This is a genomic window from Enterococcus sp. NPDC086594, assembly GCF_044746145.1.
GTDB lineage: Bacteria > Bacillota > Bacilli > Lactobacillales > Enterococcaceae > Enterococcus_D > Enterococcus_D entomosocium.
Genome location: NZ_JBIVBP010000001.1, coordinates 520,245 through 540,462, shown reverse-complemented (window position 1 = coordinate 540,462; position 20,218 = coordinate 520,245). Strand labels below are relative to the sequence as shown.

Sequence of the window (20,218 nt, the reverse complement as noted above, 5' to 3'; positions counted from 1 at the left end):
TCATGAATGAACTACAAAGGGCGTCACGGCAAGAATTAGCAGAGATTTTTCAACTGTTCATCGAAGCAAAGCAGCAGATGAATAGAAGGAAAATCTACCAGTGGACTGATACTTATCCCTCCCTAGAAATCTTAGCGAAGGATATCGAGAAAAAGGAACTGTTGGTGTTGAAGGATGAAAATAAAAACATTGTAAGTGTCGGTGTTTTGTCAGTTGACTCATTGTCAAATTGTAGCAAAGAATATCATGGGATAAGAACGATTCAGCGACTCGTTGCGAGACCATCTCAAGCGGGGCAAGGCTTTGGCCGCCAGTGGATCAGAAGCTGTTTGGAACAACAGTGTGATGAAGGGGAAACACTTCTTTCAATCACAAATCATACCAATCTGCCCATGCAGCGATTATTTGTAAAAACAGGGTTTTTAAAGGTTGGTGAAACGACCATTGAGGGTCGGGAAGCCTTTGGTCCTTTTTATATATTCAAGAGAAATAGGTGATTTTTTGAGTAAGATAACGATTTTAGGTAGTGTGAACATGGATATCGTGATCACGACAACACGAATGCCGAGGATCGGCGAAACGATCATTGGGGAGCAAATTGATTATTTTGTCGGGGGCAAAGGAGCAAATCAAGCAGTGGCAGCTTCTCGTTACGGTGCATCAACAAAATTTTTAGGGAAAATCGGGGAAGATACTTTTGGGGAAAAGGTTCTTCAGCACCTCAGCAGAGAAGCTCTCGATTTATCGGCTGTTTCCCGTGAAAAAAATATGTTCACAGGAATTGCGAGTATTTTTAAATTAGCAGAGGATAATTGTATCACTGTCGTCCCCGGTGCGAATGGACTGATCGATGAAGCCTACGTTCAGCAAACAATCAGTGAACTTTCACAAGGGGATATCTTACTTACTCAACTGGAAATTCCTGTGGAAACAATCAAACAAGCATTGATTCTTGCCAAGAAAAAAGGAGTTCTAACGATTTTGAATCCTGCTCCTTACAATGAAATCGTACCGGAACTCCTGCCGTATATTGATATTTTGACACCAAATGAAACGGAATTTGCCGCTTTGATCGGTAAAGAGGCCATTTTGGAAGACGAAATTGAGCAGGTCATTGCTGATTGGCAAAAAAAATATGCCACGCGAATCGTTGTCACACGAGGAAGCAAAGGGGTAACATTTGTAGAAAAGTCACAAGTTGTGACGATTCCATCGAACAAAGTTTCAGTTGTAGACACTACCGGTGCAGGGGATACCTTTAATGGCATCTTGGCAGCAGCTTTAGGGGAAGGAGCCGATTTTTATGAAGCCGTTTCTATGGCGAATAATGGAGCTAGTCTGTCCGTTCAAAAGCTGGGGGCTCAAACAGGAATGCCACTAAGAAGTGAAATAGAAGAGTTTATGAAGCAGCAGGTTGATTCATTTACCTGAAAGGCTATGTACAATTAGCAAACGACTATTCCTGAAAAAAGGCATCTGCGCCTCTAAAAAGAAGCGCAGATGCCTTTTATATAGGTAAGATTTATGCGGTGAAAACAACTGTTCCTTGATAAAAGCTTTTGCTGACGAAGCCTTTACGGGCAACGAATTCTGCCGTACAAGTAGCTGGTGTCAGTAAGAAATCAGCCGAATCACCAACCTTAGGCCATTGCTGCACACCGTTTTTATCCAACGGGACTTTGCCATCCGTGACTAAACCTAATGCTTGCGTCAAGTCTTCCTGACTTTTGACGGCAAAAATCTCTAAATAGCGGGCCAGTTTTTCTTGTAAAGAACCATCTCCTAGAGAAGACCAAGAATCATAGACGTTGTCGCAACCAATATGAACAGCAACGCCATAGCTTTGCAATTCCTTAAGCGGTGGAATCGTGCCAGGGCTGATGGGAATACTTGAAATGATGTGGATCTCTAAATCTGCTAAGGCTTGAAAGACTTCTTTGCGTTCTGTGCCTTCAAAGTCATTTAGACCAAAGGCGTGACTGATCGCCACATTTCCTTGCATATTGAATTCCTTCGTCAAACGAATCATTTCTTTGACGGTCGCTCTGCCAGCTTCTTGCCGATCGTGAAGATGGAGGTCAATCCCGACATGTCCTTTTTGAGCAAGTTCAAAAGTTGTCCGTAAGGAAGCCTGGTAATCTTGATCGAGTATATAAGGATCAACACCGCCAATAAAAGATGCTTTGCCCGTTGCTAAGGCTTCTTCAATCAAAGAAGCAGCATTTGAGCGCAATAAGCCATGTTGTGGGAATAAGACCAACTCCGAGCCAAAAGGTTGTTCGGCAACTAATTCGGTAATCGCATCAAAATAACGCAGCTGAGTCATTGGTTCAATATCAATATGTGAGCGGAACATCACCGCACCATGAGGCAGTTCTAAATCGATCAGCGCTTGTCCGCGTTCTTTGATCGATAACGGCAAGGCATCTAATTGGGGAATCTCAGTTTCAAATCGTTCCACCAAGCTAGCTGCCGGCGTTACTGGACGCCAAGGAGTACCTAATTTACTTTTGTCCAAATGACAATGTTTTTCGATCAATCCTGGCAACAATAACTGATTTCCCCCATCAATGATCGTCGCTTCGCTTGATGCCTGCCATTCGGTCATCGGCACGATCTCCGCTATTTTTCCATCATTGATCCCGATTGCTGTATTTTCTGTTTTGGTTCCATAAGACCAATCGCCTTCTTTTAAATAACTCGTCTCAAGTTGTACATTTGTAAGCCATAAATCCAAGAAATCGCCTTCTTTCGTATTTGCTTCATGGTATCACAAGTAAAGCTGGTTCCCAACCAAATCGCTTGCAAAAAAACAGACAATCTAAAACGTTTTAGTATTTACGCGATTTTCCATTAGGAAATCGGAAAAAATAAACATTATTTTTTATGAAAACGCTTGAATAGAGAAAAGATGTCTGGTAATATGTGGATGTAACGAAAAGGTTTTCGAAAAAAGGGGGACAAATATGCTGTTACTAAGATTGCTAGCATTTTTGATTGATTGCATGATCATTTTTTTACCAAGTACCATGCTTAGCTATCTCCTAATGGTACCTGCTGGAGTAACGATTGTCTTGCCACAACTTCTCTTTGTGGTCTACAACATGATTTGTTTGAGTAGTTTTGAGGGGAAAACGATTGGCAAACATTTTGCGAAACTCGTTGTTTTTACGAATCAACGTAATTTATTAACTGTAGGAATGAGGGAAGTAGCAAAATTGCTCTACTTTTTACCAATGATCGGTTGGTTGTTTTTCACTGGTTCTTTCTTCCTCTATCTAGGTACGAAAAAAACGTTACACGACATTTTAGGACTAAGTGTAGTGGGGTTCAATAAGAAACAGGGGAATAATCAGTATGAACGAAACCTCCTTCGATGAGTTGTTAACAGAGAATCCTTTATTGGAGATCAATACACAAGCGCTACTTTTGTTAGTTATTTTTGCTTGGGCTAGTGCTAGTCTTATTGCTTGGAAGTGGCGAAACGAATACCAAGCCGCAAAAATAATTAGAGATTATGCTTACTATGCGCCACTCCACTTGATCGTAGGATGGGTGTTTCTTAACGCAGCAATTGTCCTAGTAATTGGTAGTTATTTCATGGGCTTGATTGTACTTTTGTTTCGGTCCAATAACTATTTTTATAAATAAAAAATTTTTGAAAGAAACTAAAACGTTTTCTGAAGAAGTAGGAGGAAAAAATGGAGACAGCGATGCAGTATTTAAAAGAAGACCCTTGGAAAATTACGGAAAAGACCTTTGATACAAAATGGTTAGGCAAAGCAGAAGCCATCATGTGTTTGGGCAACGGGTATCTGGGGATGCGCTCTGTGACAGAAGAGAAATATGTTGGCGAAACGCGTAATCTTTTTGTTGCAGGAACCTTTAATAAATTCGACGAAAATGAAGTGACTGAGCTTCCTAATGTGCCGGATATGATTGGAATGGAGCTCCTTTTTGATGGCGAACGATTAGATTTATCAAAAGGCAAATATTCAAACTATTCACGTGTCTTAAATTTGAGAACTGGGGAACTCACGCGCTCCTTTCAATGGAAACATGGTCAGATTAATGTCGAACTGACCTTTAAGCGATGTGTTTCCTTTGCCCAAAAGCATGTGTTTGCGCAACAAGTGCTGGTCGAAAATTTAGGAAAAGAAGTCACGTTGGAAATTATTTCTGGTATTGACGGACAAAAGACAAATAGCGGCTCACAGCATTTTACTGAAGGTGACAAATCATTAACAGAAAATCGTTTCTTACAAATGATGCCAAAGACCACTCAATCTAAGATCGCCTTTGTTCTTTCGACAGCACATAATCTAGAAAAAACAGAAGATTGCTATGATGGAACCAAGAAGCGGATCGAGATGGGAAGACGGAAAATCTACAATCGTTACTGGCAAACCTTGGCACCTAATGAGACGTTGAAGCTTGAGAAGTTTTCTTCTGTTTATACCACGATCGATAAAGAGCATTTAGGAAAGACACCACAAGATTTGAAGAAGATTGCCCTTGAAGAGCTGAAAGAGATTCGCAAAAACGGCTATCAGGAATTAGCAAAAGCTTCAGCAACGGCATGGGACAAAGAAGTCTGGTCCGTCTTTCCAATCAAAATCAAGACAGAGAACACACTAGATCAATTAGCGATTCATTTTGCAAAATATCATCTACATGTGATGACACCAGCCCATGACGAACGCATGAACATAGGTGCCAAAGGCCTATCTGGGGAAGGGTACAAAGGACATACCTTTTGGGATACAGAGATTTTTATGCTGCCATATTTTACCTTCACACACCCAGAAATCGCCAAAAAATTAGTGACTTATCGCTATTTAGGTTTGGCTGGTGCCCATAAAAAAGCTACTGATAACGGCTATCAAGGCGCCCAATTTCCGTGGGAAGCTGCTTGGCCTGAAGATGGTGAGACTACGCCAGTTTGGGGCGCTGCGGATATCCTTACGGGCTTACCAACGAAAATTTGGTCAGGATTTATTGAACAGCATATTACCAGCGATGTCACCTACGGCATCAAACAATTTATTGATGTAACGAATGATCAACAATTTGCATGGGAAAAAGGCTATGAAGTGATTTTTGATACAGCGATCTTCTGGGCGAGTCGTTTAGAGTGGTCCGAAGAAAACCAGCGCTTTGAAATTTTAGACGTTGTCGGACCAGATGAATATAAGGAGCATGTCGATAATAATGCTTTCACGAATCATACTGCGCACTGGAACATTCAATTAGCTATTTCATTGTATGAAGAGTTGAAAAAGAACCAGCCAGAACAATTTACGAAACTAGCTGAAAAATTACCATTAAATGAAGCTTATCAAGAATGGCAAGCAAAAGTAGCTGCTATTTATTTACCGCAACCGAATGAAGCGGGAATCATCCCGCAAGACGATACCTATTTGACGAAAAAAGAGATCGATCTCACGAAATATAAAAATGATTCGCAAGTAGGCACACTGTTCCATGAGTATAACTTAGAACAGGTCAACGAGATGCAAGTTTCGAAACAAGCGGATGTTCTTTTGCTCTTGTTCTTATTTGAGAACCTTTTTCCAAAAGAAGAGAAACGGTTGAATTGGGATTACTATGAGCCGAAAACGTTGCATGATTCTTCCTTATCCTTATCGACACATGCCATCCTCGCTGCTGATTTAGGGGAAATAGCACTTTCTTATGATTTGTTTCAACAAGCAATCAACATTGATATGGGAGAAAATATGCTGTCTTCCAATGAAGGGATTCATGCAGCATCACTCGGCGGTATTTGGCAAATGACGGTCTTCGGCTATGGTGGTGTCCGTTGTTTAGACGGCCAGTTAAGAATCGAACCACATTTACCAAAGGCTTGGGAAGCACTTGAATTTGGTATTATGTGGCACCAACAGCCATTAAAGATTGAGGTCACACAGGAAGGTTTTACGGTCACCAACCATGGGGAGCAAGCGATTGAGTTTATCGCTTTTGATAAGGTTTATCTGCTTGAAGAACAAATCAAAATCACTTTTTAGGGGGAAATAAAATGACTGGATGGAAAAAAGTAGTAGGAACAGGGCTTCTATTGTCTGCAGCAGTGGTGCTGGCAGCTTGTGGGGGAAACGAAGACACCAGTAGTTCGACAGATCAGACGGATTTCACAGGGGATTCGTTAACGATCGGTGTTTGGGGTGGCAACGAGGCAGAAGAAAAATCGTTGGATGAGATGATCCAATCTTTTGAAGAAGCAACGGGTGCAACAGTTGAAAAGAAAGTATATACCGATTATAATACCCAAATTCAAGCTGACATGGCTGGTAGAACGGCACCAGATGTCTTTTACGTGGATGCCTATATGTTCCCATGGTTCTCAGAGAATGGCACACTTGCAGAACTGGATCCGGCTAATTTTGAAAGTGAGCAGTTTTATGATAGCTTGATCGATGCTTTTACGACTTCGGATGGACAACTGCAGGCTGTTCCCAAAGATATGTCAACTTTAGCACTCTATTTCAATACAGCGATTTTTGAAGAAGCGGGTGTGTCGATCGATGAAGTGCCAGACACACTTGAAGCGTATGTTGAGTGGCTGCCGTCGTTCCAAGAAAAAATCAATGAGGCGTATGGTGACGGAAATGTTTTTGCCATGAGCTATAACCAAGATATGGCTCGCAACTATCATTTTGCAACGCGGGAAAATGCTCAACCAATCAATGAAGATGGGACGGCTAATTTGGCTGATCCAGCAGTAGTTGATAATCTTTCTATTTTAAAAGAGTTGGTCGATACGAAAGCAGCTGTTACACCGCAAGATATCGGAACAGGTTGGAACGGCGAAGCTTTTGGTTCTGGAAAAATTGCGATCATGGATGAAGGAAACTGGGTGTATGAGACACTTAAGACAGAATTTCCTGATATTCCTTTTGTTGTAAAAGAAATGCCAACGTATAAAGGAACGGAAGGGTCAATGATGTTTTCTGTCGGTTGGGGAAAATATGTTGGGACTGAAAAAAGTGCCTTGGCAGATAAATGGATTCAACACGCTACTGGTCAAAGCGGTATGCAAGCATGGGTTGAAGGAACCGGGACATTACCTAGTCGTCAAGATGTAGCAGATGCGGCCAAAATCACAGAAAACAGTGACTTGAATGTTCACCTAGAGGCTTGGGATTATGCAACGATTTGGCAAAAGGGCACCACTTTAGATACGATCAACAAAGCCTATCAAAACTTTTTACCGAATGCTTTAAATGGAAACATGACCTTTGAAGAAGCAATGGAAGCTGCTGATGAACAAGCGAACGCAGATATTACAGCAAACTAGTCTGAATTTGAACGAGGGAGAGGAACTCCTCTCTCTTTTCTTTTGGGAAAGGTGACAACATGATGGAACGAAAAAAAACTAACTATACAAAAAGCCAATGGCAAGAAATCCGACAAGCGTGGCTCTTTCTGGCTCCAGCAATCATTGTCGTAGGAATCTTTTTCGTCTTAGCTGTTCTCTTTGCTTTTTATCTATCTTTCAACGACGTCAATTTGTTTACCAATACATTTTCTTTTAAAGGGATAGAAAACTATTTACGTATCTTCACCGATCAAAAAGCGCGAATCGCTCTTAGAAATACGGCCACGTTTGCCTTGGTCGTCGTTCCGTTACAAACGATTTTTGCTTTGATTATCGCGTATATTTTAAGCAGCAAAGGAATCAAGGGGAAGAAACTGTTTCGGATGGTTTATTTTTTGCCAACTTTAACTTCTAGTTCAGCATTGACGATCATCTTTATGTTTATTTTTAATATTTACGGTCCAGTCAATGACTTATTTATGAATTTAGGATTTTACTCAGAACCAATCAATTTTTTACAAGAACCGGCCTATGCGTTGAAAGTGATTATGGTAATGAATATCTGGTCGACCGTGCCTTATTATATGACGATCTATTTGGCTTCTTTAGTTGATCTGCCTCATTCTTTGTACGAAGCAGCAGAGATCGATGGTGCGACAACCGTGGATAAATTACGGTATATCACGATTCCTTATCTACGCCCAATCACTACCTATGTACTGCTGACGGGGATCATTGGTACCTTTCAGATGTTTGACCAGGCGTATATCTTCTCGAACGGATCAGGGGGACCCAACAATTCGACTCTGACCTTGTCACTAATGATTTACCAATACGCCTTTGGACAAATGAACACGATGGGGTATGCGGCAGCATTAGCGATCGTTTTAGCAATTATTATCTTTATCACGTCACTTTTAGCAGAAAAATTGAACAAAGAAAGAGGGTAACGTCCGTGAGAGGAAAAGAGAAAACAAAAATTTTAAAGATTTTGCTTTATACGATCTTGATTCTTTATGCAGTACTGACCTTTTATCCTTTTGTCTGGGCAATTGCTGCATCTTTCAAACCCTATAGAGAAATTGTTTCTGGGGATATGAGTTTGATCCCCAATGAGTTTACTTTAGACAATTTTCGATATGTCTTGGGGCGCTCTTCTTTGTTTATGCGCTGGTTTCTAAACTCCGTGATTATATCCGTTATTGGAACGACCATCAATATTTTATTAAATACGATGGCAGGTTATGCCTTAGCAAGATTAAATTTTCCGGGGCGTGAACGAATTTACTATGGATTTTTGGCATTGATGATGGTGCCAGCTCAGGTTTTGTTGATTCCAAATTACTTAATCTTGATGAATCTAGGAATGTTAGATAGTTTTTCAGCGTTGATTTTACCAGCTGCGATCAACATCGGGAATATCTTTATGATGCGTCAATTCTTTTTATCTTTTCCAAAAGATGTGGAAGAAGCTGCGGCAATCGATGGTCTCGGCAGATTTCAAACATTCTTTCGTATCGTGATGCCATTAGCAAAACCATCCATCGCAACACAAGCTGTCTTTATTTTTATGGGCTTTTGGAATGAATTCATGAAACCAATGCTCTATTTGACCACACCAAGTAAATATACTTTGACTCTAGGGTTGCAGACTTTCCAAAGTCGAAATGGTGGTGTACGATGGGATCAGACGATGGCGGCAAGTGTGATCACGATCATTCCCATTGTGATCATTTACTTGCTGTTCAACAAATATTTCTTACAAGGAGTGCGAATGGATGGCGAAAAATGATTCATTTAAAGTAAGAGCACAGGAACTTTCTCATCAAACCCCTGAATACTTAGAAACATTGTTTGCAGTTGGCAATGGTCAAATTGGCGTGCGTGCAGGTCACCCCTTAAAAGTCAATGAGCTTTACAAGGGAAACCCAGGCTCCTTTGTTAATGGTTTTTTTGATAGTGAGACGATCCAATATGGTGAATGGGCATACGGCTATGCCAAAGAGCATCAGACGATCATCAAGCTGCCGAATCTAAGAGGTGTACGTTTACAGATTGGTGACGAGGACTCTAGTGCTTCAGAATGGCAAGTAAAGCCTATACAAATGACTTTGGATTTGGAAAAAGGCGTGTTGGATGAATCCTATAAAGTAGTAACGCCACTAGGTAAAACTTTTGAATTGGTGATGCAGTCGTTTGCCTCTGTGACACGAAGTGAACTTTACGTCTGTCAGTATCAAATTAAGAACACCAATTTCTCAGAGCCAATTTCCATAACACATCCGTTAGAACAAAAAGCAGCAATTGTTCAAACAGATGATCCTCGGGTTGCTAGTAAAGCACATCACTTACGAAAAGCTGATTATCAGGATTATGCGATTTGGACTGCTGAAAATAGTCAACGAAGTATAGCAATTCGAGTGATCAATGGCGAAAAGCAATTACAAGCAGAGGAAACGCTTACGACGGTTTTCCAAATGAAACTACTTGAAGATAATCAAAATCACGAAACACCTTTTAACCAAGAGTTAGCCGATTTTGAAGTTCTCTTGCAAGAGCAGCAACAAAGTTATCAGCAATTTTGGGCGGCAAGTGATATCCAAATCGAAGGAGATCCAGTTCTTCAAAAAGGCATTCGGTTCAATTTGTTTCATTTGAATCAAGGTGCGGGGCGAGACGGCAGAACAAATTTCGCAGCCAAAGGATTGACTGGCGAGGGATATGAAGGGCATTACTTCTGGGATACGGAAATGTATCTGTTGCCATTTTTTATTTTCACGAACCCTGAAATAGCCAAGGCATTGCTTTCCTATCGCGGGAAGATCTTGCCGCAAGCCAAACAACGGGCGCAGGAGCTAAGCCAAGAGGGTGCTTTGTTTGCCTGGCGAACAATTGATGGAAATGAGACGAGTGCTTATTATCCAGCGGGAACTGCCCAAGTCCATATCAATGCGGATATCGTTTATGCATTCCAATTGTATGAACGAGTGACTGGCGACCAGGCATTCATCGAAACGGTTGGCAGTGAAGTTGTTTTTGAAACGGCGAAATTCTGGTTGAGCTATGGCGATCTAGTAGAAAAAGAGGGCAAACTTGCCTTTTGCATCAATGGAGTGACTGGACCTGATGAGTACAGTGCCCTTGTTAATAATAATTTTTATACGAATAAAATGGTTCAAAATAATCTATATTATGCCATTGAGTTAGCACAGCGGTATGGTAAATACCAAGAAACAATTAGTGCTTGGCAGCAAGCAGCCGACTTAATGTACTTTGGTTACGATGAACAGCGAGGGATTACGAAGCAAGACGATGGATTCTTAGAACAAGCAGTCTGGCCATTTGAAACTACACCTGCTGAAAAGTATCCTCTCCTGTTGCATTATCATCCAATGGTCATCTACAAACATCAAGTCTGTAAGCAAGCCGATACGGTTTTGGCCCAAATGCTCTATACAGGAGACTTCAGTCTTGAGCAATTAAAAAAAGATTATGACTATTACGAACAAGTGACGACGCATGATTCCTCCTTGTCTCGTTCTATTTTTAGCGTGATGGCGAGTCGAATTGGGGATTCTGAAAAAGCCTATCGTTATTTTATGGATACGGCTTTGATGGATTTAACGGATCTCCAAAAAAACGTTGTCGATGGCATTCACGCAGCAAATATGGGTGGAAGCTGGCTGAGCTTGATTTACGGTTTTGCAGGGTTGTATTACGATCAAGGCCTGCGATTAGCGAATCATTTGCCACAGAAAATAAAAGAACTAAAATTTACGCTCTTTTATCAAGGAGAACCTGTTAAAATCAGTTTAAAGGATCGCGATATTGACTGTCAGTTAGCGGAGACAACCCAATTGCTCGCTACGAAGACTGATGGTGGTATTTGGATAAAGGAGAGATAGCAAATGCGAACAACGATTCGCGATGTGGCAAAGGCAGCCGGTGTATCAATAGCGACTGTATCCAAAGTTTTTAACGGGTATAGTGATATCAACCAGCAAACCAAGCAAGAAATTTTAAAAATAGCGAAAGAATTAGACTATTCCCCAAACATGGCAGCAAGGACACTGTCTTCCAAGAAACAACAAACCATCGCCTTGATTTTAAATGAGTTGAATTTCAACCGAAAATCAACGATGCCTTTGGAAGTGTTGAATGGGGTCTATCGTTATACGGATCAGTCAGATTTTGAGTTTGTCTTTTATGGGACAAGTACTGAGAAACAAAAGCAAAAGACGTTTAGTCAGTTCTGCAATGAGCACAATATCACTGGTGTAGTGATTCAAGGGTTAAAAACCACCGATCCTTACTACCAGGAAGTACAGCAAACCTCTTTGCCGACAGTTCTGATTGATATGGAAATCGACAATCCTAAGATCGGCTTGGTTTCGATTGACAATGAAAAAGCGGCGCAAGAAGCTGTGGATTTTTTGATTGCCAATAATCATCGACAAATTGGCATGATCAACGGGAGTCGTGATGCCAATGTCAGTGAACTTAGAGAAAAAGGCTACCGCGCTTCTTTGGCAGCGCATGGCTTGTTAGTGAATGAGTCGTATATCCAGTACGCCAACTATGAAGAAGAAATTGCCTATTTGATTTGTAAAAATCTGTTAGAAAACAATCAAGAAATCACTGCACTGTTCTGTGCTAGTGATATTATGGCAATCGGAGCGATACGAGGAATCAAAGACATGGGCTTGCGGGTTCCTGAAGATATTTCGGTCATCGGGTTCGATGATATTATTTTGGCTAGCTACGTAACGCCTGAATTAACAACCGTTGCCCAAGATATGGAACGAATCGGTTATGATGCAGCTGAATTACTAGCAGACATCATCACCAATCAAGCAGAAACGAGCCATCGAAAAATTAGTCCCCATCAATTAAAAGTGCGACAGTCGGTAGAGAAAATCAGCGAGGTTCGCTAAATAAAAAAGACATGACCTTCATTGAGTGAAGATCATGTCTTTTTTTGTGGAGAAGAAAACTCAAACAAATTGGTCGGTCATATGTGGCAACAACAAAGTGAAAGTCACGACCATTCGTTTTTTTGATAAGAAGCAAAGCACAAGGCAAGCAACTTCTTGTAGAAATTTCCCTTAATGAAAGGGAAGATATACCTATGGAGGTTGCTTGGGTTTGACTCTAAACTAGTAAGCGAGGGAGAGAGAGATGGAAAAATTAAGCCTATTGTTGTTAAGAACACTTTCGGAGCATGACGGTTTTATGACGAGTAAAGCGGCTGCTGCCGAGTTGGGTGTTAGCAGAAAAACCGTTCGCCGTTATGCAGAAGAAATCAACCAGCATCAAGAACGATACGGTTGTATGATTCAAGCGAAAAAAGGGAGTGGGTTGTATTTACAAATAACGAACGAAGAAGCTTTTCAGCGAAGGAAAGAACAAGCGTCCCACAATGACGACTTTGTTTCTAGAATTATTGAATTCTTTATTCAAGAAGAAACGTATATTAAATCCGAAATGCTTTGCGAACGCTTATTCATTTCTCAGAGTAAGCTATCTCAAGAATTGAAAAAGCTGCGACGGATACTAAGCCATTACCAGCTCTCCATTCAAACGAAGCCGTATTACGGAATGAAACTTAGCGGTAGCGAATTTGACTTGAGACGGTTTATGGCTAGTAATTATTTGCAAAGAACCCATATCAAGCAGTTAGAAGAGGGCACAATCAGCGAAGATACACCGTCGCTTCTTCACCAGCAGATAAAAGCGATCGTTTCGTCGGAGTTTTCGCAAAAAGCCTACCCCATGTCGGAGGCTATTTTGAACAATCTGGTGAATCATTTAGCGATCGCTGTCTTACGCATGCAAAGCGGCCGCTACTTAGATCGAAACCTACCGATCAGCGGCAGGACCAATGATGAGCAGACATTACTAGGAGAGCGAATCATCGCCAGAATTGAAAAAGAGTGTGCTGTACATTTTACCGAATACGAGCGAAATTATGTTTTAGGGCAAATCGTTGGCAAACGAGTAGTCCCTAGAAATGAAAAGATGACTGTTTCAGATGAAGCAGCAGAATTGGTCAGCAAAATTTTAAAAGCGATCAAGGAAAGCCGCCAAATCGATTTCAGCAAAGACTTGGATCTGCAAACGATGTTGATGTTGCACTTTGCTCCGCTGATCGATCGGATCGAATTGGGGATCGAGCTGAAAAATCCTTTGTTGAATGAGGTGAAGGTACACTGTAATGTCGCTTATGATTTAGCCATCATTGCCGGTCAAGTCATTGCAAAGCAATTTGAAAAGACCATCAGTGATCATGAACTCAGCTATTTGGCGATGCACTTTGATGTGGCTTTAAATAAGAAAAATTCGCAAACACAGCGCAAGTATATTTTAGTGGTCAATGACCTCGGCCGAGCGGCCAATACCTTCCTTAAAGAGAAATTTGAGTTTTATTTTCGCAATTATATCAAGAAAGTCACGGTATGCAATCCATATGAATTTTTGCAAATGATCGAAGAGCAGGAGTTCGATTTTATCTTTTCTTCGATTCCACTTCCTTACGAAGGAACGATTCCTGTTATGAATGTTGATTATTTTATGCAACCGGATATGATCAAAAAGATCGAAGCCGCATTGGCCGCTATCTTCACAGAAGAAGTGCTTTTGAACTACTTTAAGGAATCGTTATTCATCTGTGAACAAGAATTTGAAACAAAAGAAGCGGTGTTGCATTTTTTATGCCAACAAATCAAAGAACAGTATTCAATGCCTGAGAATTTTGAAACGTTGGTTTTTGAACGAGAAGCCTTTTTTGGAACCGATTTCTTACCGTCAGTCGCTTTCCCTCATCCCAATGCGCTGATTGGTGCAGAAACGGTGATTGCCGTTGCAAACTTGAAAAAGCCAGTGTTCTGGTACAAACAGACGGTTCGTCTCGTTTTCTTATTAGTGATTGCTGAACAAGATCACTTAAAAGTGAAACCGCTGAATGATCATTTGATCAAACAATGTTCTTCGTTGGATAAAGTAAACAAACTAGCTGCGACAACGGACTTTATGACGTTCATTAATTATTTAAAGGAGTAGTGTATGACAAATGAAAAAGTAACCTTAGAAGGTGCGTATAATTTTCGCGATTTTGGCGGCTATCGGACCAAAGAGGGCAAATACGTAGTGACTGGAAAACTATATCGCTCAGACGAATTGAGCAAATTGACAGAAGCCGATCAGAAAAAATTAGCAGCTCTGGGAATTGAGAAAATTATTGACTACCGCAATGCCCAAGAAAGAGCAGACAATGAAGACAAACCCATTGGGAATGCTCAGATACTTTATTTGACGCCAATTGCTGATATTGCTGCTTTAGCTTCTTCAGAAGAAGGGGAACCAATGGCGCTTTCTGCAGAAAAAATCACCGCCGAAGTTGCAAAAGAATTGATGATTCGGCAAAATTATGAATTTGTTGAAAACAGTCAATGCAAGACCGTTTTCAAAGAAGTATTGGCCATTCATTTGGAAGCTGAAGGTGCAGTGGTTCAGCACTGTCGTGGTGGCAAAGACCGCACCGGGTATGGCGTTGCCCTGATTCAGTTACTGTTGGGTGTCAGTTATGAAGAGGTCATGGAAGATTACCTGCTGACCAACGAGTACAAAAGGGAGAAAAATACCAAGAGTCTCAAGCAGATACAAGAAGAAACGAACAACCCCGATTTTGTGGCAGCAATGCGATACTTCAAAGAAGCTGATCGGTGTTTTTTACAAACCGCTTTGGATTTGATTGAGGCTCATGGGGGGATTGAAACATATGTAAAAGAAGAACTGGGTTTTTCACAGCAGAAAATCCAGCTACTTAAAGATAAATACTTGCGGGATTAAGTGAAGGAGGACCTTATGAATACACTGAAAGATAAAATACTAGCTGCAGCCGTTCAAGTACAAAACAATATTTATATGAAAGCCATTGCCAATGCAATGATGGGCTTAATGCCCGTCATGATGATCAGTTCCATTGCTTCCTTGATCAATGCGATCGACATTGGGGCAACGCAACAGATAATGGAACAAATTGGTTTGAAAGCATTATTAACCCAAGTCAACGCGATGACGATCGATGTCGTTTCCGTTTATGTCGCCTTTCTAGTTGGCTATAAATTAGCCGAGCATTTAAATGCGGATCAACTAAATGCCGGTATCATGAGTTTGGTATCATTTTTGATCTTGAGTCCGATTTCGACTTTAGAAGAAACCCGTACGATGGAGTTGTCGACCCTTGGCTCCGGTGGGATGTTTGTCGCCATGTTTGGCGGTTTGTTGGGTGCCAGAATTTACATTTTATGTGTACAGAAGAATTTGATGATCAAAATGCCGGATTCGGTACCGCCGATCGTCAACAAATCCTTTGCAGCGATCGTGCCAGCAATTATTGTTTCAGCCATTATGGGCATCATTTATGTGGGCATGGCGGCAACTCCTTACGGCACGCTGACAGATATGATCTATACTTGGGTACAAGCTCCATTGACCTTGCTAGGAGCGAATATTTTTGCTTGTATGATCATTGTGGCGTTTATCGAATTTCTTTGGTTCTTTGGCATTCACGGAGTGTTGGCTGTTTATCCGATCTTGATGTTGGTCTTTTACCAACCAGGGCTTGATAATCTGGCGGCGTACAGTGCCGGCCAAGCATTACCACATTTGTTTACGATTGGGTTTATTTTGAACAATCGCGGGGCTCGTTCATTTGCAGTCGCTTTACTGGCTATTTTTGGTTGCAAATCAGAGCAGCTAAAAGCTGTTGGTAAAATTGGATTGATCCCTTCCATGTTTGGTATTTCTGAGCCAATCAAATTTGGGATTCCTCAGGTGATGAATATCAGAATGCTGCTTCCCTTGATGGTAACACCGGCTGTTTCCGTGTTGTCAGCATATCTCTTAACAATTGTCGGCTTTTTGCCTTATCACAATGGAGTCAATATCCCAACTGGATTTCCGATTATTTTCGGTGGCTTCTTAGTGAATGGCTGGCAAGGGATCATTGCACAATTGATCCAATTTGTCTTATGTGTCATCATCTACATCCCTTTTATGCGTCTGCAAGACAAAGCAGCACTAGCTGAAGAAAAGAATCTGCAAACTCAAGCGGCAGTCGTTGAGTAACAAATAACGAGAAAATGGAGGAACAATGATGAAAAAAATAGTATTAGTTTGCGCTGGCGGCATGTCTACTGGCGTCTTAGTAAATAATATGAAAAAAGCAGCGCAAGAAAAAGGAGAAGCGGTGGTGATCGATGCGTTCTCCATTGAATCGGTCACGACTGCAGCAAAAGATGCTGATTGCGTACTGTTAGGACCGCAAGTTTCTTACCGATTAAATGAAGTCCAAGGCTTAGTTGCTTGTCCAGCAGCCAGTATCGACATGCGCACCTATGGCATGATGGATGGAAAAAAAGCATTGGAACAAGCACTTGAACTAATAGGAGAGTAGAATGGAAGAAAAAGAACAAATTTGTTTTCAGATTATCTCGCAAGCGGGTATGGCAAGAAGTTGCTTTTTTGAAAGTATTCAAAAAGGAAGAGAAGCCCAGAATCTGGCTGCACTGCAAGCAATCGAAAAAGGAAAAGAACACTATCATGAAGCCCATTTGGCACATCGGAAGTTAGTTCAACAAGAAGCTCAAGGGGACAAAGTTTGGATGTCCTTACTATTAAGTCATGCGGAAGATCTTTTGATGAGCGCAGACATCATGAGTGAGCTTGCAAAAGAGTTTCAAGGGTTGTATGAAGAAATTCAGGCAATTAAGCAAACGATTCAGTCTACTGGCTTCTAGCCGAAAATCGCAATAAGAAAAAGAAACGAAGTGTCAGTCTTTTGACAATACACTTGGTTTCTTTTTGCTTAAATTTGGCACGCAAGTTGACAGGATTGCTTGAAAGTGTAGGATAGAAGAAAGATGGAACTTTAAATCAAGGCAAGGAGTCGGACGATGAAAGTTTTAAAATCCCATACCGCACTTTTGATCATCAGCAATACGATCACGATCATCCCGTATCTTTATTTCTTATCTTTGAGCAAAGAGCAGTCGCTAAGTGCAGCATTAGCCTTTGCGCTCTTTTATACCTTTCGCATGACAGGGGTCTTTTTCTTACAGACGCTTACGGCGCTTTTTGCACCATCATTGTTAGCAGCAAGTGTCTTGATCGGCGGCGCCGGCGCATTGGTAGGTATCTTGAGCACCTGGTGGAGCGTGGCACTCTTGCCAGCTGCTGGTTTGTTGGGGATCAGTGCTTCTTGGCTGCCGCCAGCTGATCTGATGGTACGACAAAAAGCCAAGCTCACTGAACAGCCGCTGAAAAATGATTGGAAGGAGGCGCTGTTCTTTCTTTTTGTTTTACTGTTTGCCTTACGGTTGCCTGATGACCTTCAAGGCGTTGGCCTATTTGGCAGTTATTTTGCACTCTTTGTGCTGGCAGCTAAGAGTAGTCAAACCTTCAACAACCTCCCAAAAAGACCGTTGATGCAGCGCAACCAGTTATTCAACAAGCAGTTTTTGTTGTATTTCTTTTTCTTTCTCTTACTGTTTGGCTTGCGATCAGCCAGGCTGATCAAGTCGAATGCCCTGTTTGAGTGGGCGATTACTGGCTTCTTGTTTCTCTTTGCTTTGCTGCTGATCACTTTAACGAAACGCAGCCGCTCGTGGAAACAGCCGCTTCACTTGAACATCCTCACCTTTATTCGGGGAGTGATCGGTAACTTTCTTTTTCTTTTCGGCTCGGTCTATGTTACCGGTCGATTTGGGGCACAAGCGCTTAGTACTCACGTTTACTTGCCTTATGCACTGGGCCTTTTTGGCGCAATGTTTCTCGGAGGAAAACTCGCACGCTTGCTAGAAAAACAGTTAGTACCGGCGTATTTGCTTGGATTGATGGTTGGTGTTCTTCTATTTAGCAGCGATCTTTTGATCCCAATAAGTTTATTTGTCATTAGTTTCTTTAATGCGGGATTGAATCAATGGCTCACGAAACAGTATTTGGCGGCAAAACCGGAAGCAATTGAACAGCAGAGCTTAGCCAAGTATGCCACACAAAGCAAAGGGAGTCTGGTACATCAATTTCTTTTGATGACACTCCTATTTGTTATTCTTCGTTTTGAACATCAGCCGTTGGCTTTCTTGTTTCAGCTATCAGGAACGACGGCAACGAATCAGACCTCAAGGATCCAAAGCTTTTTAGAGCCAGCAAAATGGGGCTCGATTGCAGGAGTACTCTGTTTGCTAGTAGGTGGACTGGTGGTATTTTATCGGCAACTAAAGAAAACAAAAGTATAAGCGTCGTTAACTGACACTGTCTTATTTCTAGACGGTGTCTTTTTTTTGAAATCGCATAAAAACCGAACATTTATCGTTTTATCTTTCTTTATGATAGTGAATTTTATTGCACTATTTTCGAATAGCGTTAAAATAAGAACATCGTGTTAGTGAAAAAGGAACATTAAATGAACGGCTTTTTCCTGACAATGTCTTAGAGAACGGGGGAAATCAAACAAATGGCAACCATTCACTATTTTAAAGGAGATGTTTTCCATACGCCAACTGATGGAAAACTAGAATATATAGAAGAAGCTTTGATTCAAGTCGATGACGCAGGGATCATCGTAAAAGTGACTGCTAAAACAGATCAAGGGTATGAGTCAGAGCTGGCGAAAGCATCAGAGAATCTGCAGGCATTATCTGCAGGCCAGTGTTTTTTACCTGGGTTTGTTGATCTGCATGTCCATGCACCGCAATGGCCGCAAGCAGGAATCGCGTTAGATGAACCGTTAAATGTTTGGTTAGATGAATGCACGTTTCCGCTGGAAGCAAAATATGCCGATCCAGCATTTGCCAAAGCTGTCTATCAAGATTTGGTGGCACAGCTATTGGCAAGAGGAACGACAACGGTTCTTTATTTTGCAACGGTCCATCTAGAAGCGAGCCTTCAATTGGCGAAGACTTGTGCCACTCTTGGTCAACGGGGATTAGTCGGAAAAGTCGTTATGGACGATCCCCAAGCCAATCCTGCTTTTTATCGGGACGCGTCAACAGAAGAGGCGTTAGCGGATACAGAACGTTTTATTCAAGAAGTACAAGCAATCGCAAAGACTGCACCTCAAGGCGTTTATCCTGTGGTTACTCCGCGATTTGTCCCGAGCTGTACCGATGAAGGCTTGGCAGGGTTAGGCGCATTGGCTGAAAAATATGATGTCCATGTTCAGACCCACTGCAGTGAAGGGCAATGGGAACATGACTTTGTTCAAGAGCGATTTGGCAAAACGGATACCGAAGTGCTGCAAGATTTCGGCTTGTTGCGAGAAAAAGCAGTGATGGCTCATGGCAATTTCATCAGCCCAGCTGACGGCGCCCGTTTTGTCGAAACCGGCGCCGCAGTTGCGCACTGTCCCATCTCAAATGCCTACTTTGCCAATGGCGTGATCCCAATCAAGCGCTTGAAAGAACAAGGGGTCACGATTGGTTTAGGAACGGATATCTCCGGCGGTTTTTCACCGAGTTTGTATGACAACATCAAACAAGCTGTGATGTCTTCGAGAATGTTAGAAGATGGCGTGGATGTCACGCTTCCTCAAAACACACGAGGAGTAGCTGATTCTCGTATATCCGTGATCGATGCGTTCTCATTGGCGACAAAAGGCGGCGGTGAGGCACTGAGATTACCAGTAGGTGTCATCAAAGAAGGGTATGCGTTTGATGTGCAAGTGATCGATACGCGACAAAAAGAAAATCCTTTGCCTGACTTCGGTGTGTTTACTTCACCCGAAGCAAGATTACAAAAAATCCTGTACTTAGCAACGATGCAAAATATTCGCCAAGTCTGGGTCCAAGGAAAAAAAGTACACGAAAAATGAGGAGAATG

18 protein-coding genes are annotated in these 20,218 nt (G+C 41.7%); 17 read left to right on the top strand and 1 reads right to left on the bottom strand.

Annotated elements, in window-relative coordinates:
- Positions 1-2: 2 nt before the first annotated feature.
- Together ACIPK1_RS02490 and rbsK are read left to right on the top strand one after the other, a co-directional pair.
- A complete protein-coding gene (locus ACIPK1_RS02490; RefSeq protein WP_086297989.1) occupies positions 3-497 on the top strand; it encodes a GNAT family N-acetyltransferase in 495 nt (164 codons plus the stop codon).
- A 4-nt stretch (positions 498-501) separates the two neighbouring features.
- Positions 502-1,431 carry a ribokinase gene (gene rbsK, locus ACIPK1_RS02485; RefSeq protein WP_081487936.1) on the top strand — a complete coding sequence of 310 codons (930 nt, stop codon included), beginning with the start codon at positions 502-504 and terminating at the stop codon, positions 1,429-1,431.
- A 91-nt stretch (positions 1,432-1,522) separates the two neighbouring features.
- Here the strand turns inward: rbsK and ACIPK1_RS02480 are convergent, their stop codons facing one another.
- Positions 1,523-2,737: an amidohydrolase family protein gene (locus tag ACIPK1_RS02480; protein ID WP_301388214.1), complete on the bottom strand. Its 1,215-nt coding sequence runs from the start codon at positions 2,735-2,737 to the stop codon at positions 1,523-1,525.
- Positions 2,738-2,966: 229 nt separating this feature from the next.
- Here ACIPK1_RS02480 and ACIPK1_RS02475 point away from each other — a divergent pair, with 229 nt between their 5' ends.
- The 15 genes from ACIPK1_RS02475 to guaD all read left to right on the top strand — a co-directional run bounded on the left by ACIPK1_RS02475 (position 2,967) and on the right by guaD (position 20,210).
- Positions 2,967-3,380, top strand: a complete 414-nt coding sequence (locus ACIPK1_RS02475) for an RDD family protein (protein ID WP_400449851.1) — start codon at positions 2,967-2,969, stop codon at positions 3,378-3,380.
- Positions 3,358-3,651, top strand: coding sequence for a hypothetical protein (locus ACIPK1_RS02470; protein ID WP_301388218.1), 294 nt, complete (start codon positions 3,358-3,360; stop codon positions 3,649-3,651). The genes ACIPK1_RS02475 and ACIPK1_RS02470 overlap by 23 nt, the downstream gene beginning before the upstream one ends.
- A gap of 50 nt (positions 3,652-3,701) precedes the next feature.
- Positions 3,702-6,029 carry a glycoside hydrolase family 65 protein gene (locus ACIPK1_RS02465; protein ID WP_301388220.1) on the top strand — a complete coding sequence of 776 codons (2,328 nt, stop codon included), beginning with the start codon at positions 3,702-3,704 and terminating at the stop codon, positions 6,027-6,029.
- An 11-nt stretch (positions 6,030-6,040) separates the two neighbouring features.
- Complete coding sequence (locus ACIPK1_RS02460) at positions 6,041-7,318, top strand: extracellular solute-binding protein (RefSeq protein ID WP_301388222.1); 1,278 nt, start codon at positions 6,041-6,043, stop codon at positions 7,316-7,318.
- A gap of 62 nt (positions 7,319-7,380) precedes the next feature.
- Entirely contained in the window at positions 7,381-8,289 is a 909-nt protein-coding gene (locus ACIPK1_RS02455; protein WP_008380619.1) for a carbohydrate ABC transporter permease, read from the top strand.
- Between the two features lie 5 nt (positions 8,290-8,294).
- Positions 8,295-9,131: a carbohydrate ABC transporter permease gene (locus tag ACIPK1_RS02450; protein WP_016612747.1), complete on the top strand. Its 837-nt coding sequence runs from the start codon at positions 8,295-8,297 to the stop codon at positions 9,129-9,131.
- Positions 9,118-11,244: a glycoside hydrolase family 65 protein gene (locus tag ACIPK1_RS02445; RefSeq protein WP_400449846.1), complete on the top strand. Its 2,127-nt coding sequence runs from the start codon at positions 9,118-9,120 to the stop codon at positions 11,242-11,244. The genes ACIPK1_RS02450 and ACIPK1_RS02445 overlap by 14 nt, the downstream gene beginning before the upstream one ends.
- Before the next feature lie 3 nt (positions 11,245-11,247).
- Complete coding sequence (locus tag ACIPK1_RS02440; protein WP_301388227.1) at positions 11,248-12,273, top strand: LacI family DNA-binding transcriptional regulator; 1,026 nt, start codon at positions 11,248-11,250, stop codon at positions 12,271-12,273.
- A 244-nt stretch (positions 12,274-12,517) separates the two neighbouring features.
- Positions 12,518-14,398 (top strand): BglG family transcription antiterminator, encoded by a 1,881-nt coding sequence (locus ACIPK1_RS02435; protein WP_008380626.1) that lies wholly within the window; start codon positions 12,518-12,520, stop codon positions 14,396-14,398.
- A gap of 3 nt (positions 14,399-14,401) precedes the next feature.
- Positions 14,402-15,187: a tyrosine-protein phosphatase gene (locus tag ACIPK1_RS02430; RefSeq protein WP_008380628.1), complete on the top strand. Its 786-nt coding sequence runs from the start codon at positions 14,402-14,404 to the stop codon at positions 15,185-15,187.
- 15 nt (positions 15,188-15,202) lie between these two features.
- The gene (locus tag ACIPK1_RS02425) at positions 15,203-16,468 is read left to right on the top strand and encodes a PTS sugar transporter subunit IIC (protein ID WP_008380631.1); all 1,266 of its coding nucleotides are present in this window, start codon (positions 15,203-15,205) and stop codon (positions 16,466-16,468) included.
- A 28-nt stretch (positions 16,469-16,496) separates the two neighbouring features.
- On the top strand, positions 16,497-16,796 hold the full coding sequence (locus ACIPK1_RS02420) for a PTS sugar transporter subunit IIB (protein ID WP_008380633.1): 300 nt from the start codon (positions 16,497-16,499) through the stop codon (positions 16,794-16,796).
- A gap of 1 nt (position 16,797) precedes the next feature.
- Positions 16,798-17,139, top strand: a complete 342-nt coding sequence (locus tag ACIPK1_RS02415; RefSeq protein WP_005234093.1) for a PTS lactose/cellobiose transporter subunit IIA — start codon at positions 16,798-16,800, stop codon at positions 17,137-17,139.
- 156 nt (positions 17,140-17,295) lie between these two features.
- Positions 17,296-18,636 carry a hypothetical protein gene (locus ACIPK1_RS02410; RefSeq protein ID WP_005234094.1) on the top strand — a complete coding sequence of 447 codons (1,341 nt, stop codon included), beginning with the start codon at positions 17,296-17,298 and terminating at the stop codon, positions 18,634-18,636.
- 218 nt (positions 18,637-18,854) lie between these two features.
- Positions 18,855-20,210 (top strand): guanine deaminase, encoded by a 1,356-nt coding sequence (gene guaD / locus ACIPK1_RS02405; protein WP_005234095.1) that lies wholly within the window; start codon positions 18,855-18,857, stop codon positions 20,208-20,210.
- The last annotated feature ends 8 nt before the right edge of the window (positions 20,211-20,218 follow it).

Coding starts and splice junctions, on each gene's coding strand:
- ACIPK1_RS02410 (WP_005234094.1), top strand. CDS start 17,296: ATGAAAGTTTTAAAATCCCATACCGCACTTTTGATCATCAGCAATACG.
- ACIPK1_RS02445 (WP_400449846.1), top strand. CDS start 9,118: ATGGCGAAAAATGATTCATTTAAAGTAAGAGCACAGGAACTTTCTCAT.
- ACIPK1_RS02475 (WP_400449851.1), top strand. CDS start 2,967: ATGCTGTTACTAAGATTGCTAGCATTTTTGATTGATTGCATGATCATT.
- ACIPK1_RS02465 (WP_301388220.1), top strand. CDS start 3,702: ATGGAGACAGCGATGCAGTATTTAAAAGAAGACCCTTGGAAAATTACG.
- ACIPK1_RS02460 (WP_301388222.1), top strand. CDS start 6,041: ATGACTGGATGGAAAAAAGTAGTAGGAACAGGGCTTCTATTGTCTGCA.
- guaD (WP_005234095.1), top strand. CDS start 18,855: ATGGCAACCATTCACTATTTTAAAGGAGATGTTTTCCATACGCCAACT.
- ACIPK1_RS02455 (WP_008380619.1), top strand. CDS start 7,381: ATGGAACGAAAAAAAACTAACTATACAAAAAGCCAATGGCAAGAAATC.
- ACIPK1_RS02440 (WP_301388227.1), top strand. CDS start 11,248: ATGCGAACAACGATTCGCGATGTGGCAAAGGCAGCCGGTGTATCAATA.
- ACIPK1_RS02470 (WP_301388218.1), top strand. CDS start 3,358: ATGAACGAAACCTCCTTCGATGAGTTGTTAACAGAGAATCCTTTATTG.
- ACIPK1_RS02425 (WP_008380631.1), top strand. CDS start 15,203: ATGAATACACTGAAAGATAAAATACTAGCTGCAGCCGTTCAAGTACAA.
- ACIPK1_RS02420 (WP_008380633.1), top strand. CDS start 16,497: ATGAAAAAAATAGTATTAGTTTGCGCTGGCGGCATGTCTACTGGCGTC.
- ACIPK1_RS02430 (WP_008380628.1), top strand. CDS start 14,402: ATGACAAATGAAAAAGTAACCTTAGAAGGTGCGTATAATTTTCGCGAT.
- ACIPK1_RS02415 (WP_005234093.1), top strand. CDS start 16,798: ATGGAAGAAAAAGAACAAATTTGTTTTCAGATTATCTCGCAAGCGGGT.
- ACIPK1_RS02435 (WP_008380626.1), top strand. CDS start 12,518: ATGGAAAAATTAAGCCTATTGTTGTTAAGAACACTTTCGGAGCATGAC.
- ACIPK1_RS02490 (WP_086297989.1), top strand. CDS start 3: ATGAATGAACTACAAAGGGCGTCACGGCAAGAATTAGCAGAGATTTTT.